We start from the raw sequence: 22,437 nt of genomic DNA, 5'->3' as shown, positions 1-22,437 counted from the left end.
CGCCCCGGCGACCCCTGACTCGGCGGCCCGCGCGACCCGCTTCGACTCTCGTCTCCCGGTGAGTCGGCCGCTTCGCCCGCAAGATATTATTGGCTCACCGAGTATCTCGTATCTAACATGTCTTCTCCGAGTTCGGGAGGCACCTCCGCCGGCGCGATTCTCTACGTCACGGCTGACGGCGCTGCCTCCGGTGCGGTCGTCTCGGCGCTCCGGGACGCCTTCGAGCGCCCGGTCACGCGCGCCGAGAGCGTCGACGCCGTGCGGTCGGCGCTCGACGACCGCCCCGTCTCCTGTCTCGTCGCCGCCGCCGACCTCCCCGACGGACTCGAACTGGATGCGCTCGTCTCCCGCGACGGCTCTCACGCCGAGTTTCCGGTCGTCGTCTACGCCGCCGCGGGCGACGAAGCGTTCGCCGCTCGCGCCGTCTCGCTCGGCGTCGACGACTACCTGATCCGCGACGACGTCGACGACTCCCACGCGGAACTCGTCGCGTCGGTTCGGTCGCTCGTGGATCCGGACACCGGCGATTCCCGCCCCGGCACTCGGAGCCACCGCGTCATCGTCGAGGCGATGGAAGACGGCGCGTTCGTCCTCGACGACCGAAGTCGCGTCGAGTACGTGAACCCCATAATCGAGGAGATAACGGGGCGAGCCTCCGAGACGCTCCGCGGCGAGCAGTTCGAATCGCTCGTCGACGCCGGCCTGTTTCCCGCGGGCGAGTACGAGCGGTACCGCGACGCCGTCTCGCGGGTTCTCTCGGAGGGCACCACCGAACGCCTCGACGTTCGGTTCGTCGACGCCGAGGGCGACCCGCGGCTGTTCGAACTCCAGCTCTCCCCCGCCGCCGATGGCGAGAAGGTGACCGGCGTCGTCGGCATCCCGCGAGACGTGACCGACCGCGAGGTCGCCACCACCCAGCGGGGCGAACTGCTCGAACGCATGACGGACGCCTTCTTCGCCCTCGACACCGACTGGCGCTTCGTCTACTTCAACGACCGCGCGAAGACCATCTTCAGCGAGATTCGCGAGCCCGAACTCGGCGAGCGCATCTGGGACATGTACCCGTCGGTCGTCGACACCGAACTGTACGACAACTACCACGAGGCGATGCGGACCCAAGAGCCGGTGACGTTCGAGACCTACGCCGAGCAGCACGACAGCTGGTTCGAGGTCCGGGCGTACCCCTCGCCGTCGGGACTGTCGGTCTACTTCCGCGACGTGACGACGCGGAAGCGCTACCTCCATGCCCTCGAATCGACCAACCAGCGCCTCGAGACGCTGTTGCAGAACCTGCCGGTCATCCTCTCGGCGTTCGACTCCGAGGGCGTGTTCACCATGTCCGAAGGGGCCGGTCTGGAGTCGCTCGGCCGCGACCCCGGCGAGGTGGTCGGCCGGTCCGCCTTCGAACTGTACGACGACACGCCCGCGGCCACCGACGCCATCGCCCGCGGGCTGTCGGGCGAGGCGGTCGACACGCGAATAGAGTACCACGGCGCGGTCTACGACGTGTGGTACCGCCCCGTCTTCGACGACGACGGCGAGGTGTCGAAGCTCCTCGGCGTCGCCATCGACGTCACCGACCGCGCGCGGTTGGAGGACGGTCTCCGGTTGCTACAGGCGGTCACGAGGGACCTCATTCTCACCGAGAGCGTCGAGGAGGTCGCGGCGCTGGCGGTCGAGGCCGTCCCCGAACTCGTCCCCGACGCCGAGGCAGCCATCTGGCTCGCCGACGACGGCGAGGGACTGTCGCCGGCCGCTTCGACAGGCGACGGGTTCGAGTCGGCGGTTCGAACCGAGACCGTCCCGGGCGGCTCCGAGTCGGACGCGGTCACCCGAGTCGACTCCGCTGCCGTCGATGACCGACTCCTTCCCCCCGAGTCGGACGCGGCGTCTGCCCTCCGCGTCCCGCTCGGGAGCCACGGTCTCCTCGTCGTCTCGACCGACGCCGACGCGTTCCTCGACGTGGACGTGGACCTGTTCGAACTCTTCGGCTCGACGGTCGCCACCGCGCTCTCGGGAACGGTCCGCGAACAGGAACTCCGCAACCGCGAGGCGGACCTCGCCGCGGCCAACGAGCGACTCGACGATTTCGTCTCTATCGTCGCCCACGACCTCCGAAACCCGCTCGCGGTCGCCACCGGCTACCTCGACCTCGGGATTGAGTCGGGCGAGCGGGCGCACCTCGAACGCGCCGCCAACGCGGTCGAGCGGATGTCCGAACTGGTCGAGGAGGTGCTCGACCTCGCTCGCCAGCGGACGCCCGTGGTCGACGCCAAATCCGTCGACCTCGCCCGCGTCGTCGACCACGCGTGGCGCTTCGTCGACACCGGCGACGCGACGCTCGTCCGCGGGGAACTGTTCGTCGTCGAGGGCGACGACGGCCGCCTGCTCAGGCTCTTCGAGAACCTCTTTCGGAATGCTGTCGAGCACGGCTCGACAGACCGCCGGGATTCTCCCGGCGACGCTGTCGAACATGGTTCTACAGGCAGTCGGATTCCATCCGACGACGCCGTCGAACACGCCGAACCGCCGGACGACCCGCTTGCCGTCCGCGTCGGCGCGCTCGACGACCGAATCGGGTTCTACGTCGAGGACAACGGCGGCGGAATCCCCGAAGAAATCCGCGAACGCGTTTTCGACCACGGCTACACCACGACGCCGCGGGGCACCGGCTACGGCCTCGCCATCGTCCGCGACATCGCCGATGCGCACGGTTGGTCTGTCTCGCTCGCCGAGTCGGTCGAGGGTGGTGCGCGGTTCGAGTTCGTGACGCCGTCGGGGCGGTCGACGGCGACTGATTCCGAGGAACCAGACGAATGACGCACACGATACTCATTGCCGAAGACGACGAACCGATGCGACAGATGATAGTCGAGACGCTCTCGGCGTACGACGTGGTGCCCGTCGAGGACGGCGAGGCCGCGTGGGCGTATCTGACCGACGACGACGCGCCGGACCCCGCCCTCGCCATCTTCGACGTGATGATGCCCGAACTCGACGGGTTCGGGACGCTCGAACGACTTCGCGGGGCGGACGACGACGACCTCGCGTCGCTCCCTGTCGTCGTTCTCACCTCCCGCGGGCGCGAGGCCGACGTGCTCCGGGCGCTCGACCTCGATGCTACCGACTTCGTGACCAAGCCCTTCAGACCGTTCGAACTGCGCGCCCGCGTCGAACGAATCCTCTCATGAGCCGACTACACACTCGTAACCACGGTGTCTCGTCATGCTAATCGCCACTCTCGTCGCTGCGTTCGGCTTCCTCGTCGTCGCCGGCGTAACCCAACTGCGCGGCTACCGACTCGGCGGCACGATTACGCTTGGCGTGCTCGCCGTCTACACACTCAAGAACTTCGCGATGTTCCCGGTGTTCCTCCTGAGCACCCTGCTCGCGTACGTCGGGCTCGACTTCTTGAAGCGCCGGACACTCATTTACGGCCGCAGCGAACTCCTCGCGGCGATTCTCGTCGGGACGCTCATTCCGGTGACGCTGTTGGCGACGCTCTCTCAGTTCTCGGGGGACGTTCGAAACATTGCCTTCGTCGGCAGCATCCTTCCGGGGCTGGCTGCGTACAACTACCACCAGATGAAACCGGGCCACCGCCGGAACGACGCGCTCGCGACGCTCGTCGTCTTCGCCGGCCTCGTGGCCGTCGGCGCGGCGCTCGTTTCGCCGGGAATCGCGCGGGCCGTCGGTGGGCTCACGCCCGCGGTGCTGTTCAGCGAGACTTCCGAAATCGCGGTCCTCCGCGGTGCGGTCGTGCCCGGCTCGCCCGAGTCGTCGCTCATGCCTCGCCAGAGTCTCGTGTTCGTGCTCGTCGTCGGGATGCTCGCCGCCGAGTGGCTTCGCTCACAGTTCGACGTGCGGACCGGCGTCATCGCCGCCGCACTCGTGGCCGTGTTCACGGTCGAGAGCCGCTGGTTGTTCGTTCTCTACGTCGTCGTCGTCGCGCTGTCGTATCTCTGCATTACGACCGTCCACCGCCGGACGCTCCGGTACGGACGGGTGCTCCTCGGTACGGGGTCGGCGTTCGCCGTCGTCGTTACTCTCGGGTTCACCGTCTTGCTCCCCATCTCGCGCGGGCTCGCGGCGTTCTTCGTCGGCGTCGTCGCGGGCGTCATGGCGTACAACGCTCACGCGACCGCGCCGAAAGAGCGGCGACTCGTCGCCCCGATCCAACTCGCCGTGTTCGTCCCGATGCTGCTTCTCGTCCGCGCGCTCGCAGCCCCCGGACCCAACGGCTTCCCGCAGACGCTGTCGGTGCCGGTGGTCACCGCCGGGGTCGTCGTCACGCTCGGCGCGTTCGCCTCCGCGTATGTCCAGACCGTGCGGCAACCGGACGATGACGCCGTGCTCTCGGCGTCGGTGCTCTCGGGAGGTGACGGCTCGTGAGCGACACCGCCTTCGAGGTCTACGGCCGCGGCTTCGGTTGGTGTTGGCGGCTCCGTGACGGGAGCGAACCGGTCGCCCACTGCGGGAGCCACTACGACCGCTCGAAAGACGCCCGGATGGCCGTCGACCGCGTCAGAAGCGCCGTCGGTGAGAGTGACACTGCGGCGACTTTCGCGGGACCGGCAGTTCGATCGGCCGCGTTTGTGACCGAGCGCTACCCCGACGCCGCCGGCGAGTACGCCGCCGACGGACACGACTGGGTTTGGCGACTGGAGACTGACGACGAGACGCTCGCACACAGCGCCCAGCAGTATCCCTCCGAGGACGCCGCCCGCGAGTCGATTACGCGGTTCGTCGCGGTCGCGAAGGGCGCACTCCCGGTGTTCATGGTCGGCGCGGAGCACGACTGGCAGGCCGACCCCGACCCGGTTCGGGTCGGCCTGCCGTCGATACGCGAACTGCTCTCGGAACTCTCCCGCGGCCGCCGCCACCGCGAAGCACTCGACCGCTTCGACACCCGAATCGTCGTCTCCGGGTCGCGCGGGAAGTCCTCGACGACCCGCCGTCTCGACGACGTGTTCAACCGCCGGGGCTACGACACGTTCACCAAGATAACGGGCAACTACCCCGTCATCATCCACAACGGCGAAGTCTACCCCATTTCGCGGCTCGGTCCGCGGACGACGCTCTACGAGAACATCAACGTCATCGGCGAGTTCGCCCCCGAACTCGACGCTTACGCCCCAGACGACATCGGCATCTTTGAGAATCAGGCGATTACCGAGTACACGACGGGGCTCGTCAACCGGACGTTCGTCGACCCCGACGTGCTCGTGTTGACCAACGTCCGAAACGACCACAACGACACGCTCGGTCGGCGACGACAGGACATCGCTCGGTCGCTCGCCCGGGCGGTCCCGGCGGACACCCACGTCATCAGCGGCGAGCAACACCCGGCCATTCACGACTACATGCGCGAGGAACTGGAACATCGCGGCGCGACCATCGAGCAGGTCGAGGTCCCGCCGCGCCACGCGGACCTCATCGGCGCGGAGACCGTCCACGCCATCGACGCCGTGTTGGAGTGGCTCGGCGAAGACCCGCTCCCGGCGGGCGAACTCGACGCCTACCTCGACGCGATGCAACCCGAATGGTCGCGCGTCCCCGGCGGCCGCGTCTACAACGCCGCCGAGGTCAACGACGTCGAGAGCACCGAACTCGTCCGCCGCGCGCTCACTGAGGACGACGAGCAAATCCTCCCGTTCGTCTACCTTCGTATCGACCGCCGGGGGCGGACGGCTTCGTTCGCCGAGTACGTGAACCTCCTCGCCGAGCGCGACTGCATCGACCGCGTCAGGGTCGGCGGCGCAGAGACCGGCGCGTTCGCCCGCGCCGTTGACGTGCCCACAACGCAACACCCCCCCGACGACGACGCCGGCGTGGTCCTCGACGAGATGCTCGCCGAGGGCGACCCGGTCGTCCTGATGGGCAACACCGTCGACGACTTCATGCGCGACATGGAGGGCGCCATCGCCGAGCGAATCGTGGCGTACAGAGATACGACGGTCGCCGAGGGCGCGGACTCCGTGGCGGCGGTCCCGAGCCACACCGTGCTCGACTCGACCGACAGCTGAGTTTAGAGTTCGAACGACGACCGAACCGGACGGTATCGTGGCTCACACTTTCGATTTCGGTCGTTCTCGATTCCTTAGATTCGGAAATCACGCTCTCTTTATATGCTATGGGGGGTCGTCCGTTCACTTGTTAGGTGAAAGACAATGGCCGCTAACTCACAAATCGAGATGCTGGGGAACAGGATGGACTTCGACTACTCGCAGGGCGTCACGGGCTACGTGCTCGTGCTGACCCGCCTCATCACCGGTTACTGGTTCTTCCACGCCGGTGTGACGAAGCTCGGCGGCTTCAGCGCCGCGGGCTACCTCGCGAACGCCCCCGCCGCCTCGCCGCTGCAGGGCTTCTTCGCGTGGGCCGCCGCGACCCCGTGGCTCCTCGAGTTCACGAACTTCATGATTCCCGTCGGTGAGACGCTCATCGGTCTCGGGCTCATCGTGGGTGCACTCGTCCGGCTCGCCGCCTTCTTCGGCGGCGTCCTGATGGTGTTCTTCTACCTCGGGAACGCCGACTGGGCCCACGGCGTGGTCAACGGTGACCTGTTCGGGCTGATGATGTTCGCCATCGTCGGCACCCTCGCAGCGGGCCGTATCCTCGGCCTCGACGCCATCATCGAGAAGATGGAGTTCGTCCGCCAGCGCCCCGCGCTCCAGTACCTCCTCGGCTGAGCGGGATATCCTTCCCCCTCGCGGCCGTGTCGGTGCGCCGCGGTGACCCACCAACTCCACCGCACCCGGCGCGCTTCGGCGAACGAAAGAACACTACGAACGACGAGACTGCTTTTCTCCGATTACTTCCTGTCGAGCCTGCTGAGGCCCTGCCAAATCGCCTCGATGAGCCGTGCTTCTCCGTCGAGTTCGCTCGTCTCGTCGTCCCCATTCGAAGAACTGTCTTGTTTCGCCGCTTCCGCACCGTCGACGTCGTCCCAGCCGCGAGCGATGGCGTCTTCGAGGACGGAAAGCGAGTGGTTCTCGAAGTTGTTCATGCCCCGGAACGATTCGAGCGCCGCGACGGCCTCGTCGCCGAACTCGCCGCTCGGCGTTCCGTCGTAGAAGCCGAGGTCGGATAACGTTTCGAGCACCGATTCGGCCGTCTCACCCGATAGCGACCGGGTCTCCTCGGGCGCTTCGCGCTCCAAGAGCGTGATGTCGTACAGCTTGAACACGCGTTCGAGCTCGTCTATCGGGTGGTCGTGGTCGTCGACGCGAACGTCGACCCAGCGGTCGTTGCCGCCGTCGTAGCCGCCCTCGGGCTTGGCGATGTACATCGACGCCGACTGCTCGCCGCGCTTGTCGCCGCCGGCGTCGTTGCCGGCGTGGAGCGCCGCGAGCAGGCGCTCGGGGAGGCCGCCGTCGGTCGTCTCGAACGCCTCGGCCATCGCTTCGAGCGTCGCCTCGTTTTCGAGGATGTTCCCCTGGACGGTGTAGTGCTCTCCTTGGATGTCGCCGGCCACGTCGAAACACTCGTCGCCGGTAAAAGCCGCGATGCTCCCGTCCGCCCCTACGACGCCGACCTGCCTGCTCGGGGCCTCGTCGTCGGCGTCGGTCAGTTCGGCGACGACTTCCTCGGCCGAATGCCCCTCGCGCAGGAGGTCCAATCCGTCGGGGCCGTAAGCGACGTTCGCGAAGCTCTGGGTGGCGACTGCGCCGGCGTCCGCGCTGACGAACGGGACGACGGAACCGACGCTCACGAACTTCGACTGGACGGCCACGCCGACGGCGTCCTGTTCGGGGTCGCGGGCGACGATCGAGAAGGTCGACGGTCGCGGTGTCATGGTCGGAACCGACGGACGCCGGGCGAATAAGGGTTCACGTCCCGGCGGGATGGACGGTGACGAGCGATTTTCGAATGTCGCTTCCTCATCTCGATATTTATATATTGACAAAATATTCAGCAAGGTATGGCAGACCGATTAGACGGCAAGACTGGGTCGTGACTGGTGCGAGTAGCGGAATCGGGCGCGCGAGCGCCAAGCGGCTCGCCGACGAGGGTGCGAACGTGGTGCTCGGCGATATCGACGCCGAGCGCGGGCGCGAGGTCGTCTCCGAAATCGAGGCGGACGGCGGCGACGCGACGTTCGTCGCGGTCGACGTCACCGACGCCGACGACGTGCGGTCGATGGTCGAGACGGCCCGGGAGACGTACGGCGGCCTCGATATCGCGCACAACAACGCGGGAATCGAGGGCGACAACGACCCGCTTCCGGAGCAGTCGCGGGAGAACTGGGACCGAGTGCTCGGAATCAACCTCACCGGCGTCTGGCTGGCCATGAAACACGAGCTCCCGGCGCTGATGGAAGGCGGCGGCGGCTCGATTATCAACACCTCGTCCATCGCCGGACTCGCCGCCGACGGGAGCGAACCTTACGTCGCGAGCAAGCACGGCGTGGTCGGATTGACGAAGTCAGCGGCCGTGCGGTACGCCGAGGAGGGCGTCCGCGTCAACGCGGTGTGTCCGGGCGTCGTCAGGACCCCGATGGTCGAGCGGTCGCTCGAAGCGAACCCCGGCGCGGTCGAGGCCATCACCGCGGAACAGCCCCTCGGACGGATGGCGGAACCGGAGGAGATTGCGAGCGTCGTCGCGTGGTTGGCCTCCGAGGACGCGTCGTTCGTCAACGGCCACGCGCTTCCCGTCGACGGCGGTAAACTGGCCTGAACCGGTGCGACCGCGACCCGGCCGCACGCCTCGGCGCGGGCTACACCGAGATGCGGTCGATGTGCGACTCGATAGCCGCCCGGAGCGACTCGATGGACTCGTCGGGTTCGAACACCGTCAGCCGGCGTGCGCGCGTCCCGGTTAGAATCGAGAGAAACAGCTCGGCCTCGGCCTCGGGGTCGGCGACCTCGAACTCGCCCGCCTCGACGCCGCGGACGAGGATGTCCCGCAGCAGCTCCGTGAGTTCGGCGTCGACGTGGCGGTACTCCTCGCGGCAGTTCTCGTCGTGCGGCGCGTTCACCCGAAGCTCGAACATCGACAGTTGGAGCCGGTAGGCCTCCTCCGAGAGCGTCTCGGGCAGGAGCGCGTCGACGAGCGTTTCCAGTTCCTCTCTGGGCGTGCGGTCCCCCTGCGGGAGGCCGTCCAAGAACCGCGCGAGGACGTAGTCGAGGAAGTCGACGAGCAGCTCGTCTTTCCCGTCGTAGTGGTAGTACAGGAGCGTCTTGCTGTTTTCGAACTCGTCGGCGATGTGCTGAATCGTCAGATTTCCGTAGCCGTGCTTCCGGAGCGCCCTGTCTGTCGCTTCCATGATACGCCGCTTCGCCGGCTCCAACTCCTCGGCGCGACCGTCCTGCGTCATATCCCGGCGGTTCGCGTTCGACGGAAGTGTCGCTTTCGGGTCGTCGCGGGCGGCGGCGGGATGACTCGCCGACGACCGCGCTCAGACCCGAATCAGGTAGGCCACCCAGAACAGCACCGAGAGCGACCCCGCCCCGGCCAGCAGATAGCTGTAGATGTTCTTCGTGTGCCCGTGTACCTTGTAGCCGCTGTAGACCGAGACGACCCCCGCGATAGGGAGGACGAAAAGCGAGAGCACCGCGCTCAGTCCGCCAATCGCGAGATACCTCCGCGTTGTTGTGTCGTTCATGGTGTGTCCACGGCGCTGTTGAATATCAATTCAATATTTAAGCTATCGGTAGCGGTACCGCGGTTCGGCGACCAGAATCGCTATACGTGGCTGAACAAAAATTCAATATATGAATTAACGGACAGTCAAGCACCCGTTTCTCGCCGCGCTGCTCTCGTCGTTCGTTGCGGGGCTCGGACAGTTGTCCCTCCGCCGTTGGAAGCGCGCGTTCGCGTGGGCCGTCGTCCTCCTCGGCGTCGGCTCTCTGAGCGGTCCCGATGTGGTCACGACGTACCTGCGGGGCGCGGGTGACTTCTGGAGCGCCGCGCCGCTGTTCGTCGTTACTCTCCTCGCCACTATCGACGCGTACGTGGTCGCCCGCGCCCAGAACCGCGCGTCGAGGCGGTCCGGGAGCCGCGACGGCCGGGTCTGTCCGAACTGTCGACGCACCGCCGACCCGTCGCTCGAGTTCTGTGAGTGGTGTGCGACCGAACTCGATTCGGTACCCGGTTCCGAGGCCGAGGCTGACGCCGCCGAAGGGGGGCTCGAACGTGACTGACGCGACCGACGCGGCGGGTCGCTCGTCTGACGCCGATTCGACCGTCGAATCCCGTTTCCGGTCGCTCTTCGACGGCTTGGACGGGTCGGCGGCGGCGACCGCTCGCGAGGTCGTCGAAGAGTCCGAGACGCCGTGGTACGCTAACCTCCTCGCCGACACGGTCGACACCGTCTCTGAGACCGACGACGCCGTCGACGCTAGCTCCGTGCGCGCCGCGGGGTCAGCGGTCGAGCTCCTGTGGGGGTACTACCGTGTTCGGGGCCGACTGCTCGTCCAGCTCTCGGACGCTCGCGCCCACTCGCTCACGATGGACTCGACGGCGGCGCTCCTCGCCGGCGACTACCTCCACGCGGCCGCCTACTCCTCGATTAGCTCGGTCTCTTCGTCGCACCTCGGTTCGTGCGTCGAACGGCTCAACGAGGCGGCCCGGGGACTCGTCGGTACGTTCCGCTCCGCAGAGCGGGCCCCGGTTCGGACCGAGGCGGAGGTGGTCTCGTACTGCGAGGACACGGCCGGTCGGCTCGGCGAGACCGCGTCCGCTCTCGGCTCGATGCTCGCCGACGCGGACGAGCCCCAGCGCCGACTGCTCGGCCGCGTCGGTCGCGAGGCCAGCGTTGCGCGTCAACTCCGTCGTATCTGCGAGTCCGACCCCGCCGCAACCGCGGTTTCCCCGCCCGAGTGCGACGAGTCGCTTCTCCGGGAACGGGCAGCGCGGCGGCGGGATGACGCGCTCGACGCCCTGCGGGAGCTTCCCGGGTCCGTCGACCGGTCCGTGTTACGCGCGTCCGTCGGTCGACCGGAGTGACTGGGCTCCGCCCTCGCTCTCGACGACCCCTCACGTCCGCAACGCGAACAGGAGCGCCACGGACCCGACGAGAAGCGCGAGGAGCGCGACGACCGACCGTCCGCCGGTGACGCCGGCGTATATCCCGTAGCCGAGCGTCGCACCGGCCGCATACACGAGGGCGCTGCTCAGCCCGTGGACGGCCTCGATTCGGAACGTCGAGGGCTCCCGCCCGACCTCCCGCGCGATGCCGAACCCGTGTTTCCCCACGTCCCACGCGAGGAGTACGAGGAACGCGGCCGCGAGCAGGAACGGCGGTGTCAGACCCAAGACGCCCGCGAGCACGACTGACCCCGCGAGGAGCGCGATGCCCGGCGCGTAGGCCGACTCGACGCCGAACGTGAGTGCACCGGCGAGCGAGAGCACTCCCAGCGCGCCCATCGCGAGCGCGGGGACCGAGACCGCGGTAATGACGGCCGCACCGATCGCGGCCGCGAGCGCACCGCCGCTACTTCGGAGCGGCGGGGCGCTATCTGGACGTCGTGGCACGGCTTTGACCACTGCGCGTCACCTCCCGTAGCGGTTCGGTCGGGTCCCAATCGCTCGCGGGGATACCGGCCGCTCGAAGCCGCCGCAGCCGTCGTTCCCTTGCGAGCGACGCGTATCCGGACTCGTAGCCACGAGCGCGCGTCCGAGCCGCTGGGTCCGGGCTGAGAACCGAAACGGGGTGCCCGTGTGCGTCGAACCGCCGCGCGGCGGTCACGCTCGCGTCGTCGGAGAGCGGCGAGACGAAGACGACCCGCGTGTCCGCCCGCACTCGCCGGTGAATCTCGCGAACCGCCGCGGACGCGTCCACCTCGCCGTCCGGAGGCACCCATCCGAGCGCGGGGCTGGCCACCAGCGCTTCCTGAAGCCGGCGATGGTGGTCGCCGCCGCGGCCGGGCGGGAACCGACAGGACCGCGGTGAGAGCGCCGCGAGACCGACCGGGACGCCCGCGGAGCGGAAGCGAGAGACGAGGGCGGCAGCGGCGGCGACGCCCCGCTGGACGACCGGCTCACCGTTGCTGTTGCCGTCGCCATCGCCCCCGCCATCCCATGCGACGTAGGCCTCGGCCCGCGCGTCGACGACGACCAGCACTCGCTGGCGTCGGTGTTCGTGAAACGCCACCGTCGAGAACTCCCCCGTCTTGGCCTTCCGTCTCCAGTCGATTCGGGATGGGGGGTCACCCGGTCGATACTCTCTGACGGAGTGGAACTCGACGCCCGGCCCCGGGGCGTCCGACCGCGACCGCCCCGCTCGCGTCGTCGTTCTCGCGGGAGCGCCACCCGGAAGTGATTGCGCCGGCGGGCGACACGAAACCGTCGTCTCGGTGTCGACGAGCGTTTCCCGCTTGCGTACCCCGAGGGCGTCGCGCGTGACGACGAGCGCCGGGTCGAACGCGTGGTCGCCGCGGGCGGCCTCGACCGTGTACGTGACGCTCGCACGCTTCCCCGGTCGGAGCGCGGTCGCGAACTTTGGCGACCCGTCGACGACGGCGAGCCCCGGCGGAACCCCGTCGACGAGTCGGAGGTCCGCGAGCGTCGCGTCGCCGACGTTCCGAACCGAAAGGGTCACCTCGACCTCGTCGCCGACCGCGGGTTCGGCGTCGCTGACCGCTCTTTCGACCGCCACCGCCCGCGACGGGGCCGGGACCGCGCGGGCGTACCCCGAGACGGTGATTCCGAACAGCGCGAGGAGGAGCAGCCCCGGTCGCAGCGTGACGATTCCGAGCCCGCCGACTGCGAGCGCTGCGGCGGTCACGCCGCGGACCCGGTCAGTCGCCGACTCGCGTTCGCGGCTCTCCTCGCCGTCCGGGAGATATCGGCTCGTCCGCACGGCGGGTTCGTCCCCGAACGCCACCCGAACGTCTGCCGACGGGGCCGGTGTCATGTCGCCCGCCCCGGCCCGCTTCGACAGCGCGGCGGCGGCGCGACCCGCCCGACGAGCGAACGGCGGCTCGCCGCGGACCAGCGCGCGGACGTACCCCGAGAGCGACAGCGACGGGACGAGGTCGCCGGCGAAGAACGCCGACGCGAGCGGGTCGTCCGTCCAACTCCCGTCGCGGAGCCGCCTTTCGACCTCTCTCGGGCTCGGCCCGGAACCCCGCGAGAGCGCGCTCGTCGCCGCGTTCCGGAGGTCGTCGCGGAGCTCCCGGCGGTTCGCCGGCTCCGCGTCGCGCCGGTCGGTCCACCCGATTGCGTCCACTCGACGGGCAAACTCCGTCCCCGGCGGGTCGTAGCGCGGACGACGCTCCGGCGAGGGGAACGCGCCTGAGGTGGTCGCCTTTCTCTCGCCGTCGCCCGCGGCGTTTCCTCTGCGAGCGTCCAACAGCGAGCGGGCGGCGAGGGCGGCGGCGGCGACGCCGACGACGGCGACGGGCACCGTTCGGGCGGCCCCCGTGAGTGAGACGCCGCGGGCGACGCCCGGGGAGGCGACGAGCAGTACGCCGACGAGGCCCGACGCGAGGCCGACGACCAACAGCCCGCGGCGAGCGCGGCTCACGGTTCGCGCCCGCCCGGCCAGTTCTCGTCTCGCCGCAGCGCGTCGAGCGCGTCTTCAGCCCGTCGCTCGCGCTCGTCGGTCGGCCGCTTCCCGCCGTACCGAACTGCGCGGAACAGCTCGGTGAGTGACCCGACCGTGCCCGCGGGCAAGCCGGCGTCGGCGGCCGTGCGGGCGAGTTCGGCTGGCGTCTGTCGCGGGGTGGCCGCCGCGCCGAGCGCGGATACCATCGCGAACCACGCGCGGGAGACGCCGTTCGCCGGCGGGCCGCCCCAGTCGGACGGCGCCGGCGCGTTCCGTTCCGACGGTTTGTGGTCCGTGCCTCCCCGCTCCTTCGTCGTCTCGGACGCCCGCGCGTCGTCGTCGGTGAGTCGGCGGAAGACGAGCACCACCGCACCGACGACGAGTGCGCCCCCGACGACGAGGCGCGAGCGCAGTCCGCCGGCCGGTGACGACTGCTCCCCGAGACTGCCGAGTACGCCGTCGTCTGGGAGTACCAGTCGACCGACTGAGGGTCGGTCCGGGCGGTCAGATTGCCTGCTCGACCCCGACTGCTCGCGGAGCGCTACCGACCCGTCGGCTGACTCCGAGACGGCCGGTCCATCCGGTCTCGCGGCGTCGAACGACCCCGCGGCGAGGCCGAGGGTGACGAGCGCGAACGCGGTGACGGCGAGGGCGGCGACGTGGGAGGTACGCATGGGTGTGCGGACTGTGTCGGGTCGTCACCGCCTCGCGACGAGTCCGATGAGGACGATGCCACTAGTAGCCGCTCCGAGGGCGTACGTTCCGCGGAGCCCGGCGAGGAGGGCCGTGAGGAACCGTTCGACGCCGTCCGTCGAGACGCGAGGGAGGGAGTTCGTAACGGAGGACATACCCTAGAAAGTTCAATCTGTTGTTAAAAATCCCACGGTGGTCCTTCCCGAAGTCGGGGTTTGACCAGCTGTTTTTCCTCGTGCCATTGGCGAATCGTTATCACATCCGAAATCACACCGCTCCCTAACTATAGAGGTCGAACCTATGTGTCGCCTCGGGAGTTACCATTTGATAACTACCGATGACGATCTCGAAATCACCGCACATCGTCTATGTTGACGACAATTCGGCGCTCTTGGACCTCGGCGAGACGTACCTCCGAAAGCTCTCTTCGTTCGAGGTGACGACCTGTGCTGACCCCGAGGCCGCGCTCGATATCGTTCGTGATTCTGATATCGACTGCGTGGTCAGCGACTACGACATGCCGGCGATGACCGGCGTCGAACTCCTCGAAACGGTCCGCGAGGAACACGACTCGCTCCCCTTTATCCTCTTTACCGGCAAGGGGAGCGAGGAGGTCGCGAGCGACGCCATCTCCGCGGGCGTCACCGACTACCTGCAGAAACAGCCCTCCTCCGAGCAGTACGAACTGCTCGTCAACCGCATCGAAAACAGCGTCTCGGAACACCGGGCGACCCGTCGCGCGGAGCGCTACGAGACCGTCCTCGAGGCCCTCGGGTACCCCGTCTACGTCGTCGACGAGCGCGGCCGCTTCACCTACGTCAACGACGCCTTCGCGGACCTCTCGGGCTACGCCGTCGACGAGATTCTCGGGCGCGGCCCGGAGCTCGTGAAAGGCGACGAAGACGTGCAGAAGGCCGCCGACGAACTCGGGGAGATTCTCTCGTCGCGCGGCCCCGACACGACCCAGTTCGAAATCGAGATACGGACGGCCGACGGCGAGGTAGTCCCGTGCCGCGACCACATGGGTTATCTCCCCTACGAGGGCGAGGCGTTCCGGGGCTCGGTCGGTATCCTCCGAGATATCTCCGGCGAGCGGGCGCGCCGGGACGAGCTCGCCCGCGACGAGCACATCATCCGCGCCGCGGGCGACCCGGTTTACTCGCTCGACTCCGACGACCGCTTCGAGTACGTCAACGACGCGTTCGTCGACCTCGTCGGCCACGACCGCGAACGCGTCCTCGGCTCGCACCTCTCGTCGTACCTCCCCGACGCGGACTACGAGACCTACGAGTCGCTCCGGGCGTCGCTCGGCGACGGCGCGGAGACCGACCGGCTCACCTTCGAGACGCAACTCCTCGCGGCTGACGGCGACGGCCGCGACCGCGTGCCCATGGAGTGTCACCTCACGCTCTTACACGACGACGGCTGCGAGGTCGTCGGCACGACGGGCATCCTCCGGGACATCTCCGAGCGACTGGCGCAAGAGGCCGAACTGTCGCTGATGCGCCGCGCCATCGACGAGGCCTCGGTCGGCATCACCATCACGGGCCCGAGCGAGGACGACTGTCCCATCGTCTACGCCAACGACGCCTTCGAGGACCTCACCGGCTACGACGCCGAGGAGGTTCTCGGCGAGAACCACCGCGTCCTGCAGGGACCGGACACCGCCGAAGAGGACTGCGAGCGGTTCCGCGAGGCCATCGCCGACGAAGAGCCGTGCAGCGTCGAACTCCTCAACTACCGCCGCGACGGGACGCCGTTTTGGAACCAGTCCGAGATAACGCCGGTCCACGGCGACGACGGGAGCGTCACGAACTACATCGGCTTCCAGCGCGAGGTGACAGAGCACAACGCCCGCCAGCGCCTGCTCGAACGCCAGAACGAGCGCTTCAGCGAGTTCACGCGCGTCGTCTCTCACGACCTCCGGACCCCGCTGGCGACCGCGCGGGGCTACTTCGACATCGTCGCCGAGTCGCCCGGCGACGCGGACGCCGAGGACCTTCGAAAGCTCGGACAGAGCCTCGACCGGGTCGAGGAGTTGCTCTCGGACCTGACTGCGCTCGCCTCGCAGGGTGATGCGGTCGCCGAGCCGGAGCCCCTCGACTTCCGGCGCGTGGCCGAACGCGCGTGGGAGACGGTCCCGACCGCCGACGCCGAACTGCGGTTCGACCGGACCGACGGCGGCGCGTCGCGGACGATAGCGGCCGACGAGAGCAGACTCCGACAGCTCCTCGAAAACCTGTTCGAGAACGCCGTCGTCCACGGCGGCGAGGACGTGGTCGTGACGGCCGGCCGGACCCGAAGCGGGTTCTTCGTCGAGGACGACGGCGAGGGCTTCCCCGACGGCACGCCCCCCCACGAGTGCTTCGAAGCCGGCGTGAGCGAACGCCGCAGCGGCGGTCTCGGCCTCGCCATCGTCAAGCAAATCGCGGCCGCCCACGACTGGACGCCCGCCGCGGAGTACGGTTCGACCGGGGGCGCGCGGTTCGTCTTCATCGAGTCGGCGACGGCCGCGAGACCGCCCGCCCAGCGATAGCGGGGCGACGGCTGACACCCGCGTCGCCGATTACAATTTCTAAAATCTTCACACTTTTTAGACGACTGGTCCCGGTTCGTCACTCGTTCGCGGCTCGCGACGGCCGTCCGCACATCCTTAAGAACCCCTCCGAGAGTTAGACACCCATGGTCACGAATCGCATCACGGTGTCGCTCGACGAGGACGCCCAGTCGGCGCTCGACGGCCTTACCGGTCGGACCGACAAGGCGCAGAGCGAACTCGTCCGCGAGGCGCTCGTCTTCTACGCGGCCAACTTCGAGGCGGCGACGACCGACGCCGGGCCGAACCTCGAAGCCTACCACCAGATGCTGTCGAGCGGCGAGCACGTCCTCCTCGACGTGGACTTCCTGCACACGTTTCTCGACTACGTGGAGGGCGACGACGGCGACCCGGACCCCGCGTTCCTCGACGCCGTCGACCGGGTGGCGGCGTTCCACGCCCACGAGTACCGCGACCGGTTCGAATCGCTGGGCGAACTCCTCGATTGGCTGTCGTTCTGTGGCTTTCTCACGGTCCGCGCCTCCGAGGGCGACACCTTCCACGTCGTCTTTCCTACCGAGTCCGTCAAGTGGTTCATGTCGCGGTTCATCGCGCTCAGCACCGAGCAGTCCCCGTTCGATATCGAGGTCGAAGAGGGCGTCTCGAAAGTGCTTCTCACCGAGGTCCGGTGAGGGTCGCATTCGACCTGGACCCGACCCGGTCGCTAGTCCCCCGAACCGGTCACCGGTCCACACCCGCCGCTGACTTCATACTCGTTCACACACCTTCATACGCACTCTTCCCGGCGTAAACGACGTTCTCAACCGGGATTTATCAATCAGAGTTTGATACGTCAATCCACCTCACAGGGAGAACCATGAACTTCATCGAACGTCTGAAATCTATCGGTCCGGGCGCGATGGTCGCCGCCGCGTTCATCGGCCCCGGAACGGTCACGACCGCCAGCGTGACGGGCGCGCGATTCGGCTACGCGCTCGTCTGGACTATCGCCTTCTCGATTATCGCTACCATCGTCCTCCAGGAGATGAGCGCCCGACTCGGCCTCGTCTCCCGCGAGGGACTCGGCGAGGCGCTCCGCAGCCAGTTCGATAGCCCCGTGCTGTCGGGGCTGAGCATCGCCCTCGTCGTCAGCGCCATCGGCGTCGGCACGGCCGCTTACGAGACCGGGAACATCCTCGGCGGCGCGGCCGGACTGGAGGGCTTGACCGGCATCAGCGCCAACCTCTGGGGGCCCGCGATGGGCCTCGTCGCCGGCGTCCTCCTGTGGTCCGGCAAGTACAAACTCATCGAGAAGGCGCTCGTCGGACTCGTCTCCGTCATGGCTGTCTCCTTCCTCATCGACGCCATCCTCATCGGCCCCGACCTCGGTGCGCTCGCCCGCGGGTTCGTCCCGAGCGTCCCCGAGGGGTCGGCGTTCCTCATCACCGGCCTCATCGGAACGACCGTCGTCGGCTACAACCTCTTTCTCCACGCCGGGAGCGTCCAAGAGCGGTGGGCCGGCCCCGAGGAGTTGAACGAGTCGCGGGCCGACACGATTCTCTCTATCGTCCTCGGCGGGTTCATCACCATCTCGATTCTCGTCACCGCCGCGGCGGCGTTTCCCGTCGGAACGAACATCCAGAACGTGAGCACGATGGCCGAACAGCTCGAACCCCTCGTCGGCACGCAGGCGAAGGTGCTCTTCGGTATCGGGCTGTTCGCCGCGGGCTTCACCAGCGCGACGACCGCCCCGCTGGCCGGTGCGTACGCGACGGCGGGGGCGCTCGGCTGGGACACCGACCTCAAGTCCACGAAGTTCCGCGCCGTCTGGGGCTCGATTTTGCTCGTCGGCATCGTCTTCTCCGCGGTCGGCTACAGCCCCGTGCAGGCCATCGTCTTCGCGCAGGTCGCCAACGGCGTCCTCTTGCCCATCGTCGCCGTCTTCCTCATCTACGTGATGAACGACCGCGACATCCTCGGGTCGTACGCCAACTCCACGCTCCAGAACGTCGTCGGCGGGCTGGTGACGCTCGTCGTCGTCTGGCTCGGCCTCCGAACGCTCTATACGGTCGCCGCCGATATGGGGGTGTTCTGATGGACTCCGAGACACGAATCGGCGTCGACGTCGGCGGCACCTTCACCGACGTGGCGCTTTTGACCCCCGAGGGCCGCCTCGTCACCGCGAAGGTCCCGAGCACGGACGACCAGAGCGTCGGCGTCGTCCGCGGCATCGAGAAGGCCTGCGACGACGCCGGCGTCGACCCGGCCGAGGTCGACGCGTTCACCCACGCGATGACCGTCTCCGTGAACGCGCTCCTCGAAGACGACGGCGCGAAGACCGCGCTCGTCACCACCGAGGGCTTCCGCGACGTGCTCGAAATCGGCCGACAGGCCCGCCCCGACCTCTACGACGTGACCGCGGACAAGCCCGACCCACTCGTCCCGCGACGCCGTCGGTTCGAGGTGACGGAGCGCGCGACGGTCGAAGGCATTCAGACCGAAGTCGACGAGCGCGAGGTCCGCGCGCTGGCCGACGACATCCGCGACTGCGGCGCTGAGAGCGTCGCCGTCTCGCTCTTACACGCCTACCAGCACCCCGAAAACGAGCGCGTCGTCGCCGACGTGCTCCGCGAGGAACTCGACGCGCCGGTCTCCGCCTCCCACGAGGTGCTCGCCGAGTTCCGCGAGTTCGAGCGTACCTCGACCACCGCGGTCGACGCCTACGTGACGCCCGCTATCGACAGCTATCTCGGCCGCCTCGAATCGCGGGCCGCGGACCTCGGCGTCCCGGTTCCCAAAATCATGCAGGCCAACGGCGGCATCGCCCCGGCCTCGACCGTGCGCGAGCACGCCGTGACGACCACGATGTCCGGCCCGGCCGCGGGCGTCGTCGGCGCGGCGGAGACCGCGACCGACTCCGCCGACGACCTCGCGGGGCTCGTCACCTTCGACATGGGCGGCACCTCCAGCGACGTGAGCCTCGTCCGCGACGGCGAGGTCGAGCGGACCACTGACGCCGAAATCAACGGCCGGCCCATCAAGACGCCGATGGTGGACGTGAACACCGTCGGCGCGGGCGGCGGGTCCGTCGCGTGGGTCGACTCGGGCAACGCGCTCCGCGTCGGGCCGCGCTCGTCGGGCGCGAACCCCGGCCCGGCCTGCTACGGCCGCGGCGGGACCGAACCGACCGTGACCGACGCGAACGTCGTCCTCGGCTACATCGGCGGCAGTTCCGCCCTCGGCGGCGAACTCTCCCTCGACGTGGACGCCGCCCGCGACGCGCTCTCCGGGCTCGCTGACGAGGCCGGTCTGGACGACGCGCTCGCGGCCGCCCGCGGCGTCTACCGCGTCGCCAACGCCAACATGACGCGGGCGATTCGGGCCGTGACGGTCGAGCGCGGCCGCGACCCGCGGCAGTTCGGCCTCGTCGCCTTCGGCGGTGCCGGGCCGATGCACGCCGCCGCCCTCGCCGAGAGCCTCGACATCGAGACCGTGGTGGTCCCGCGGGCCTGCGGTGTCCTCTCGGCGTACGGCCTGCTCGCGGCCGACCAGAAACACGACTCGGTGCGGACGCTCCGCCGACCCCTCTCCGGCCTCGATGCCGGGGCGGTCGACGCCGCCTACGCCGACCTCGAAGCCGACACGCTCGAAGACGTGGCCGACCCCGACGACGCGGCGGTCCGGCGCGCCGCCGACCTCCGGTACGTCGGTCAGAGCTTCGAACTGACCGTCCCCGTCGGCGAGACGTTCGACGCCGAGGCGGTCGAAGCGCGGTTCCACGGGGCCCACGAGGGCGCCTACGGCTACCGCCTCGACGATCCGGTCGAACTCGTCAACGTCCGGGCGACCGCCGTGGTCGAGCGCGACCCGCTCGACGTGACCTACCGCGGCGGCGGCGACGCCCGCAAGGACACCCGCGAGGCCTTCTTCGACGGCGAGTTCCGAGAGACGCCCGTCTACGACCGCGACGGCCTCGGCGCGAGGACGACCGTCGAGGGGCCGGCCATCCTCGAACAGCACGAGAGCACCGTCGTCGTGCCTCCGGCGTGGGGCGGGACGGTCGGAGCCGACGGGACGCTCGTCCTGACAAGCGGGGGTGACGGCGAATGAGCGACTGCGAGGTCGACCCCGTGACGCTCGAAATCATGCGCAACCAGTTCGAGAGCGTCGCCGAGGAGATGGGACAGGTGCTCATCACCTCGTCGTACTCGCCGAACATCAAGGAGCGCCGCGACTGCTCGACGGCGCTGTTCGACGCCGACGGCCGCCTCGTCGCGCAGGCCGAACACATCCCGGTCCACCTCGGCGCGATGCCCGAGGCCGTCGACACGGTCCTCGACTACGGCCCGGAACCGGGCGACGTGTTCGTCCTCAACGACCCCTTCGAGGGCGGGACGCACCTCCCCGACGTGACGATGGTGTCGCCGCTTTCGGTCGACAGCGAGGTGCTCGGCTTCGCCGTCTCGCGGGCGCACCACGCCGACGTGGGCGGGATGACGCCCGGCAGCATGCCCGCCGGCGCGCGCGAAATCTATCAGGAGGGGCTTCGACTCCCGCCGGTCAGACTCGTCGCCGGCGGCGAGACCAACGACGACGTGCTGTCGCTGCTCCTCGCCAACGTCCGCAACCCCGGCGAGCGTCGCGCCGACATCCGCGCCCAAATCGCGGCGAACGAGCGCGCCGAGGAGCGACTGGCCGACCTCGTCGGGGAACACGGCCGGTCCCGCGTTCTCGCGGCGTTCGACGCCGTGATGGACTACTCCCGGAACCGCGTCACCGCGGAACTGCGCGACCTGCCCGACGGCGAGTACCGCGCCCGCGACGTGCTCGAAGGCGACGGCGTGACCGACGACGACATCCCCATCGAGGTGACCGCGACGGTCGACGGCGACACCGTCGAGTTCGACTTCGCGGGGACGGCCGACCAGGTCGCCGGCAACGTCAACGCCCCGCTGGCGGTCGCGAAAAGCGCGGTGTACTTCGTCGTTCGCTGCGTCACCGACCCCGAGATTCCGCCGAACCAGGGCTGTTACGACCCCATCTCGGTCGAGGTCCCCGACGGCTCGCTCCTCAACCCCGACGCCCCCGCGGCGGTCGTCGGCGGCAACGTCGAGACCAGCCAGCGCGTGACCGACGTGGTCTTCGCGGCGCTCGCCGACGCGGCCCCCGAGCGCGTCCCCGCGCAGGGACAGGGGACGATGAACAACCTGACCATCGGCAGTCGCGCCGGCGGTTCGGACGGCTTCACCTACTACGAGACTATCGGCGGCGGCTTCGGCGGCCGCGCGGGCGGCGACGGCATGGACGGCGTGCAGGTCGGGATGACGAACACGCTCAACACGCCGGTCGAGGCGCTGGAAGCCGAGTACCCGCTTTTCGTCGAGGCGTACGGCCTCCGCGAGGGAAGCGGCGGCCGCGGTGAGTTCCGCGGCGGTCTCGGTATCGTCCGGTCGGTCACGGTCGAAGCCGACGCGACCGTCTCGCTTCTCACCGAGCGCCGGCGGGTCGCCCCTCGCGGCATCGCCGGCGGCGAGGACGGAGCGACCGGACAGAACCTCGTCGACGGCGAGGCGGTTCCGTCGAAGACGACCCGCGACGTGGCCGCCGGCACGACCGTCACGGTTCGGACGCCGGGCGGCGGCGGCTACGGCGACCCCGCCGACCGCGATGACGATGCACGCCGCCGGGACCGCGAGGACGGAAAAGCGGACTAGCG

The 22,437-nt window shown here is 68.8% G+C and carries 20 protein-coding genes; 13 read left to right on the top strand and 7 right to left on the bottom strand.

Annotated features, from left to right (window positions below):
• The first annotated feature begins 117 nt into the window (after window positions 1-117).
• The 5 genes from C457_RS09220 to C457_RS09200 all read left to right on the top strand — a co-directional run bounded on the left by C457_RS09220 (window position 118) and on the right by C457_RS09200 (window position 6,692).
• The gene (locus tag C457_RS09220) at window positions 118-2,820 is read left to right on the top strand and encodes a PAS domain-containing protein (protein WP_008093967.1); all 2,703 of its coding nucleotides are present in this window, start codon (window positions 118-120) and stop codon (window positions 2,818-2,820) included.
• Entirely contained in the window at window positions 2,817-3,191 is a 375-nt protein-coding gene (locus tag C457_RS09215) for a response regulator transcription factor (protein WP_008093966.1), read from the top strand. The genes C457_RS09220 and C457_RS09215 overlap by 4 nt, the downstream gene beginning before the upstream one ends.
• A 34-nt stretch (window positions 3,192-3,225) precedes the next feature.
• Complete coding sequence (locus C457_RS09210; RefSeq protein WP_008093965.1) at window positions 3,226-4,392, top strand: poly-gamma-glutamate biosynthesis protein PgsC/CapC; 1,167 nt, start codon at window positions 3,226-3,228, stop codon at window positions 4,390-4,392.
• On the top strand, window positions 4,389-6,026 hold the full coding sequence (locus tag C457_RS09205) for a Mur ligase family CapB protein (RefSeq protein WP_008093964.1): 1,638 nt from the start codon (window positions 4,389-4,391) through the stop codon (window positions 6,024-6,026). The genes C457_RS09210 and C457_RS09205 overlap by 4 nt, the downstream gene beginning before the upstream one ends.
• A gap of 183 nt (window positions 6,027-6,209) precedes the next feature.
• Entirely contained in the window at window positions 6,210-6,692 is a 483-nt protein-coding gene (locus C457_RS09200; RefSeq protein WP_008093963.1) for a DoxX family protein, read from the top strand.
• 122 nt (window positions 6,693-6,814) lie between these two features.
• Here C457_RS09200 and C457_RS09195 read toward each other — a convergent pair whose 3' ends face one another.
• Entirely contained in the window at window positions 6,815-7,798 is a 984-nt protein-coding gene (locus C457_RS09195; RefSeq protein WP_008093962.1) for a DUF1028 domain-containing protein, read from the bottom strand.
• A 158-nt stretch (window positions 7,799-7,956) separates the two neighbouring features.
• Between C457_RS09195 and C457_RS09190 the strand changes: the two genes are divergently transcribed.
• Window positions 7,957-8,679, top strand: a complete 723-nt coding sequence (locus C457_RS09190; RefSeq protein ID WP_008093961.1) for an SDR family NAD(P)-dependent oxidoreductase — start codon at window positions 7,957-7,959, stop codon at window positions 8,677-8,679.
• Window positions 8,680-8,719: 40 nt separating this feature from the next.
• Here C457_RS09190 and C457_RS09185 read toward each other — a convergent pair whose 3' ends face one another.
• Both C457_RS09185 and C457_RS09180 read right to left on the bottom strand, forming a co-directional pair.
• A complete protein-coding gene (locus tag C457_RS09185) occupies window positions 8,720-9,319 on the bottom strand; it encodes a TetR/AcrR family transcriptional regulator (protein WP_008093959.1) in 600 nt (199 codons plus the stop codon).
• Between the two features lie 81 nt (window positions 9,320-9,400).
• Window positions 9,401-9,607, bottom strand: coding sequence for a hypothetical protein (locus tag C457_RS09180; RefSeq protein WP_008093957.1), 207 nt, complete (start codon window positions 9,605-9,607; stop codon window positions 9,401-9,403).
• A 148-nt stretch (window positions 9,608-9,755) separates the two neighbouring features.
• Between C457_RS09180 and C457_RS09175 the strand changes: the two genes are divergently transcribed.
• Both C457_RS09175 and C457_RS09170 read left to right on the top strand, forming a co-directional pair.
• Window positions 9,756-10,145, top strand: coding sequence for a DUF7575 domain-containing protein (locus C457_RS09175; protein WP_394295175.1), 390 nt, complete (start codon window positions 9,756-9,758; stop codon window positions 10,143-10,145).
• On the top strand, window positions 10,138-10,950 hold the full coding sequence (locus C457_RS09170) for a hypothetical protein (RefSeq protein WP_008093953.1): 813 nt from the start codon (window positions 10,138-10,140) through the stop codon (window positions 10,948-10,950). Before C457_RS09175 ends, C457_RS09170 begins: the two co-directional genes overlap by 8 nt.
• A 30-nt stretch (window positions 10,951-10,980) precedes the next feature.
• Here C457_RS09170 and C457_RS09165 read toward each other — a convergent pair whose 3' ends face one another.
• Genes C457_RS09165 through C457_RS20320 form a run of 4 tightly spaced genes read right to left on the bottom strand, consistent with a single transcriptional unit; the run spans window position 10,981 to window position 14,340 of the window.
• The gene (locus tag C457_RS09165) at window positions 10,981-11,478 is read right to left on the bottom strand and encodes a DUF7519 family protein (protein ID WP_449271576.1); all 498 of its coding nucleotides are present in this window, start codon (window positions 11,476-11,478) and stop codon (window positions 10,981-10,983) included.
• Window positions 11,459-13,447, bottom strand: coding sequence for a DUF58 domain-containing protein (locus C457_RS09160; protein WP_083864269.1), 1,989 nt, complete (start codon window positions 13,445-13,447; stop codon window positions 11,459-11,461). The genes C457_RS09165 and C457_RS09160 overlap by 20 nt, the downstream gene beginning before the upstream one ends.
• 20 nt (window positions 13,448-13,467) lie before the next feature.
• Window positions 13,468-14,166 carry a DUF4129 domain-containing protein gene (locus tag C457_RS09155; RefSeq protein WP_008093947.1) on the bottom strand — a complete coding sequence of 233 codons (699 nt, stop codon included), beginning with the start codon at window positions 14,164-14,166 and terminating at the stop codon, window positions 13,468-13,470.
• A 24-nt stretch (window positions 14,167-14,190) separates the two neighbouring features.
• Window positions 14,191-14,340 (bottom strand): hypothetical protein, encoded by a 150-nt coding sequence (locus C457_RS20320; protein ID WP_158545703.1) that lies wholly within the window; start codon window positions 14,338-14,340, stop codon window positions 14,191-14,193.
• A gap of 182 nt (window positions 14,341-14,522) precedes the next feature.
• On the opposite strand from C457_RS20320, the gene C457_RS09150 reads away from it, so the two are divergent.
• From C457_RS09150 to C457_RS09130, 5 genes are all read left to right on the top strand, one after another.
• Complete coding sequence (locus tag C457_RS09150; protein WP_008093946.1) at window positions 14,523-16,721, top strand: PAS domain S-box protein; 2,199 nt, start codon at window positions 14,523-14,525, stop codon at window positions 16,719-16,721.
• A gap of 146 nt (window positions 16,722-16,867) precedes the next feature.
• Entirely contained in the window at window positions 16,868-17,413 is a 546-nt protein-coding gene (locus C457_RS09145) for a ribbon-helix-helix protein, CopG family (protein WP_008093944.1), read from the top strand.
• A gap of 185 nt (window positions 17,414-17,598) precedes the next feature.
• Window positions 17,599-18,816: an Nramp family divalent metal transporter gene (locus C457_RS09140; RefSeq protein ID WP_008093943.1), complete on the top strand. Its 1,218-nt coding sequence runs from the start codon at window positions 17,599-17,601 to the stop codon at window positions 18,814-18,816.
• On the top strand, window positions 18,816-20,831 hold the full coding sequence (locus C457_RS09135; RefSeq protein ID WP_008093942.1) for a hydantoinase/oxoprolinase family protein: 2,016 nt from the start codon (window positions 18,816-18,818) through the stop codon (window positions 20,829-20,831). Before C457_RS09140 ends, C457_RS09135 begins: the two co-directional genes overlap by 1 nt.
• Window positions 20,828-22,435, top strand: a complete 1,608-nt coding sequence (locus tag C457_RS09130) for a hydantoinase B/oxoprolinase family protein (protein ID WP_008093941.1) — start codon at window positions 20,828-20,830, stop codon at window positions 22,433-22,435. The genes C457_RS09135 and C457_RS09130 overlap by 4 nt, the downstream gene beginning before the upstream one ends.
• Window positions 22,436-22,437: the final 2 nt, after the last annotated feature.

This window comes from Haloferax prahovense DSM 18310 (assembly GCF_000336815.1).
Lineage (GTDB): Archaea > Halobacteriota > Halobacteria > Halobacteriales > Haloferacaceae > Haloferax > Haloferax prahovense.
Note: the sequence above shows the minus strand (reverse complement) of the source record. Positions and strands in the feature narration are given on the sequence as shown.

Excerpts from the sequence above, each read along its gene's own strand:
- C457_RS09220 (WP_008093967.1), top strand. The coding sequence starts at position 118 with ATGTCTTCTCCGAGTTCGGGAGGCACCTCCGCCGGCGCGATTCTCTAC.
- C457_RS09215 (WP_008093966.1), top strand. The coding sequence starts at position 2,817 with ATGACGCACACGATACTCATTGCCGAAGACGACGAACCGATGCGACAG.
- C457_RS09210 (WP_008093965.1), top strand. The coding sequence starts at position 3,226 with ATGCTAATCGCCACTCTCGTCGCTGCGTTCGGCTTCCTCGTCGTCGCC.
- C457_RS09200 (WP_008093963.1), top strand. The coding sequence starts at position 6,210 with ATGGACTTCGACTACTCGCAGGGCGTCACGGGCTACGTGCTCGTGCTG.
- C457_RS09195 (WP_008093962.1), bottom strand. The coding sequence starts at position 7,798 with ATGACACCGCGACCGTCGACCTTCTCGATCGTCGCCCGCGACCCCGAA.
- C457_RS09185 (WP_008093959.1), bottom strand. The coding sequence starts at position 9,319 with ATGACGCAGGACGGTCGCGCCGAGGAGTTGGAGCCGGCGAAGCGGCGT.
- C457_RS09180 (WP_008093957.1), bottom strand. The coding sequence starts at position 9,607 with ATGAACGACACAACAACGCGGAGGTATCTCGCGATTGGCGGACTGAGC.
- C457_RS09155 (WP_008093947.1), bottom strand. The coding sequence starts at position 14,166 with ATGCGTACCTCCCACGTCGCCGCCCTCGCCGTCACCGCGTTCGCGCTC.
- C457_RS20320 (WP_158545703.1), bottom strand. The coding sequence starts at position 14,340 with ATGTCCTCCGTTACGAACTCCCTCCCTCGCGTCTCGACGGACGGCGTC.
- C457_RS09150 (WP_008093946.1), top strand. The coding sequence starts at position 14,523 with ATGACGATCTCGAAATCACCGCACATCGTCTATGTTGACGACAATTCG.
- C457_RS09145 (WP_008093944.1), top strand. The coding sequence starts at position 16,868 with ATGGTCACGAATCGCATCACGGTGTCGCTCGACGAGGACGCCCAGTCG.
- C457_RS09140 (WP_008093943.1), top strand. The coding sequence starts at position 17,599 with ATGAACTTCATCGAACGTCTGAAATCTATCGGTCCGGGCGCGATGGTC.
- C457_RS09135 (WP_008093942.1), top strand. The coding sequence starts at position 18,816 with ATGGACTCCGAGACACGAATCGGCGTCGACGTCGGCGGCACCTTCACC.
- C457_RS09130 (WP_008093941.1), top strand. The coding sequence starts at position 20,828 with ATGAGCGACTGCGAGGTCGACCCCGTGACGCTCGAAATCATGCGCAAC.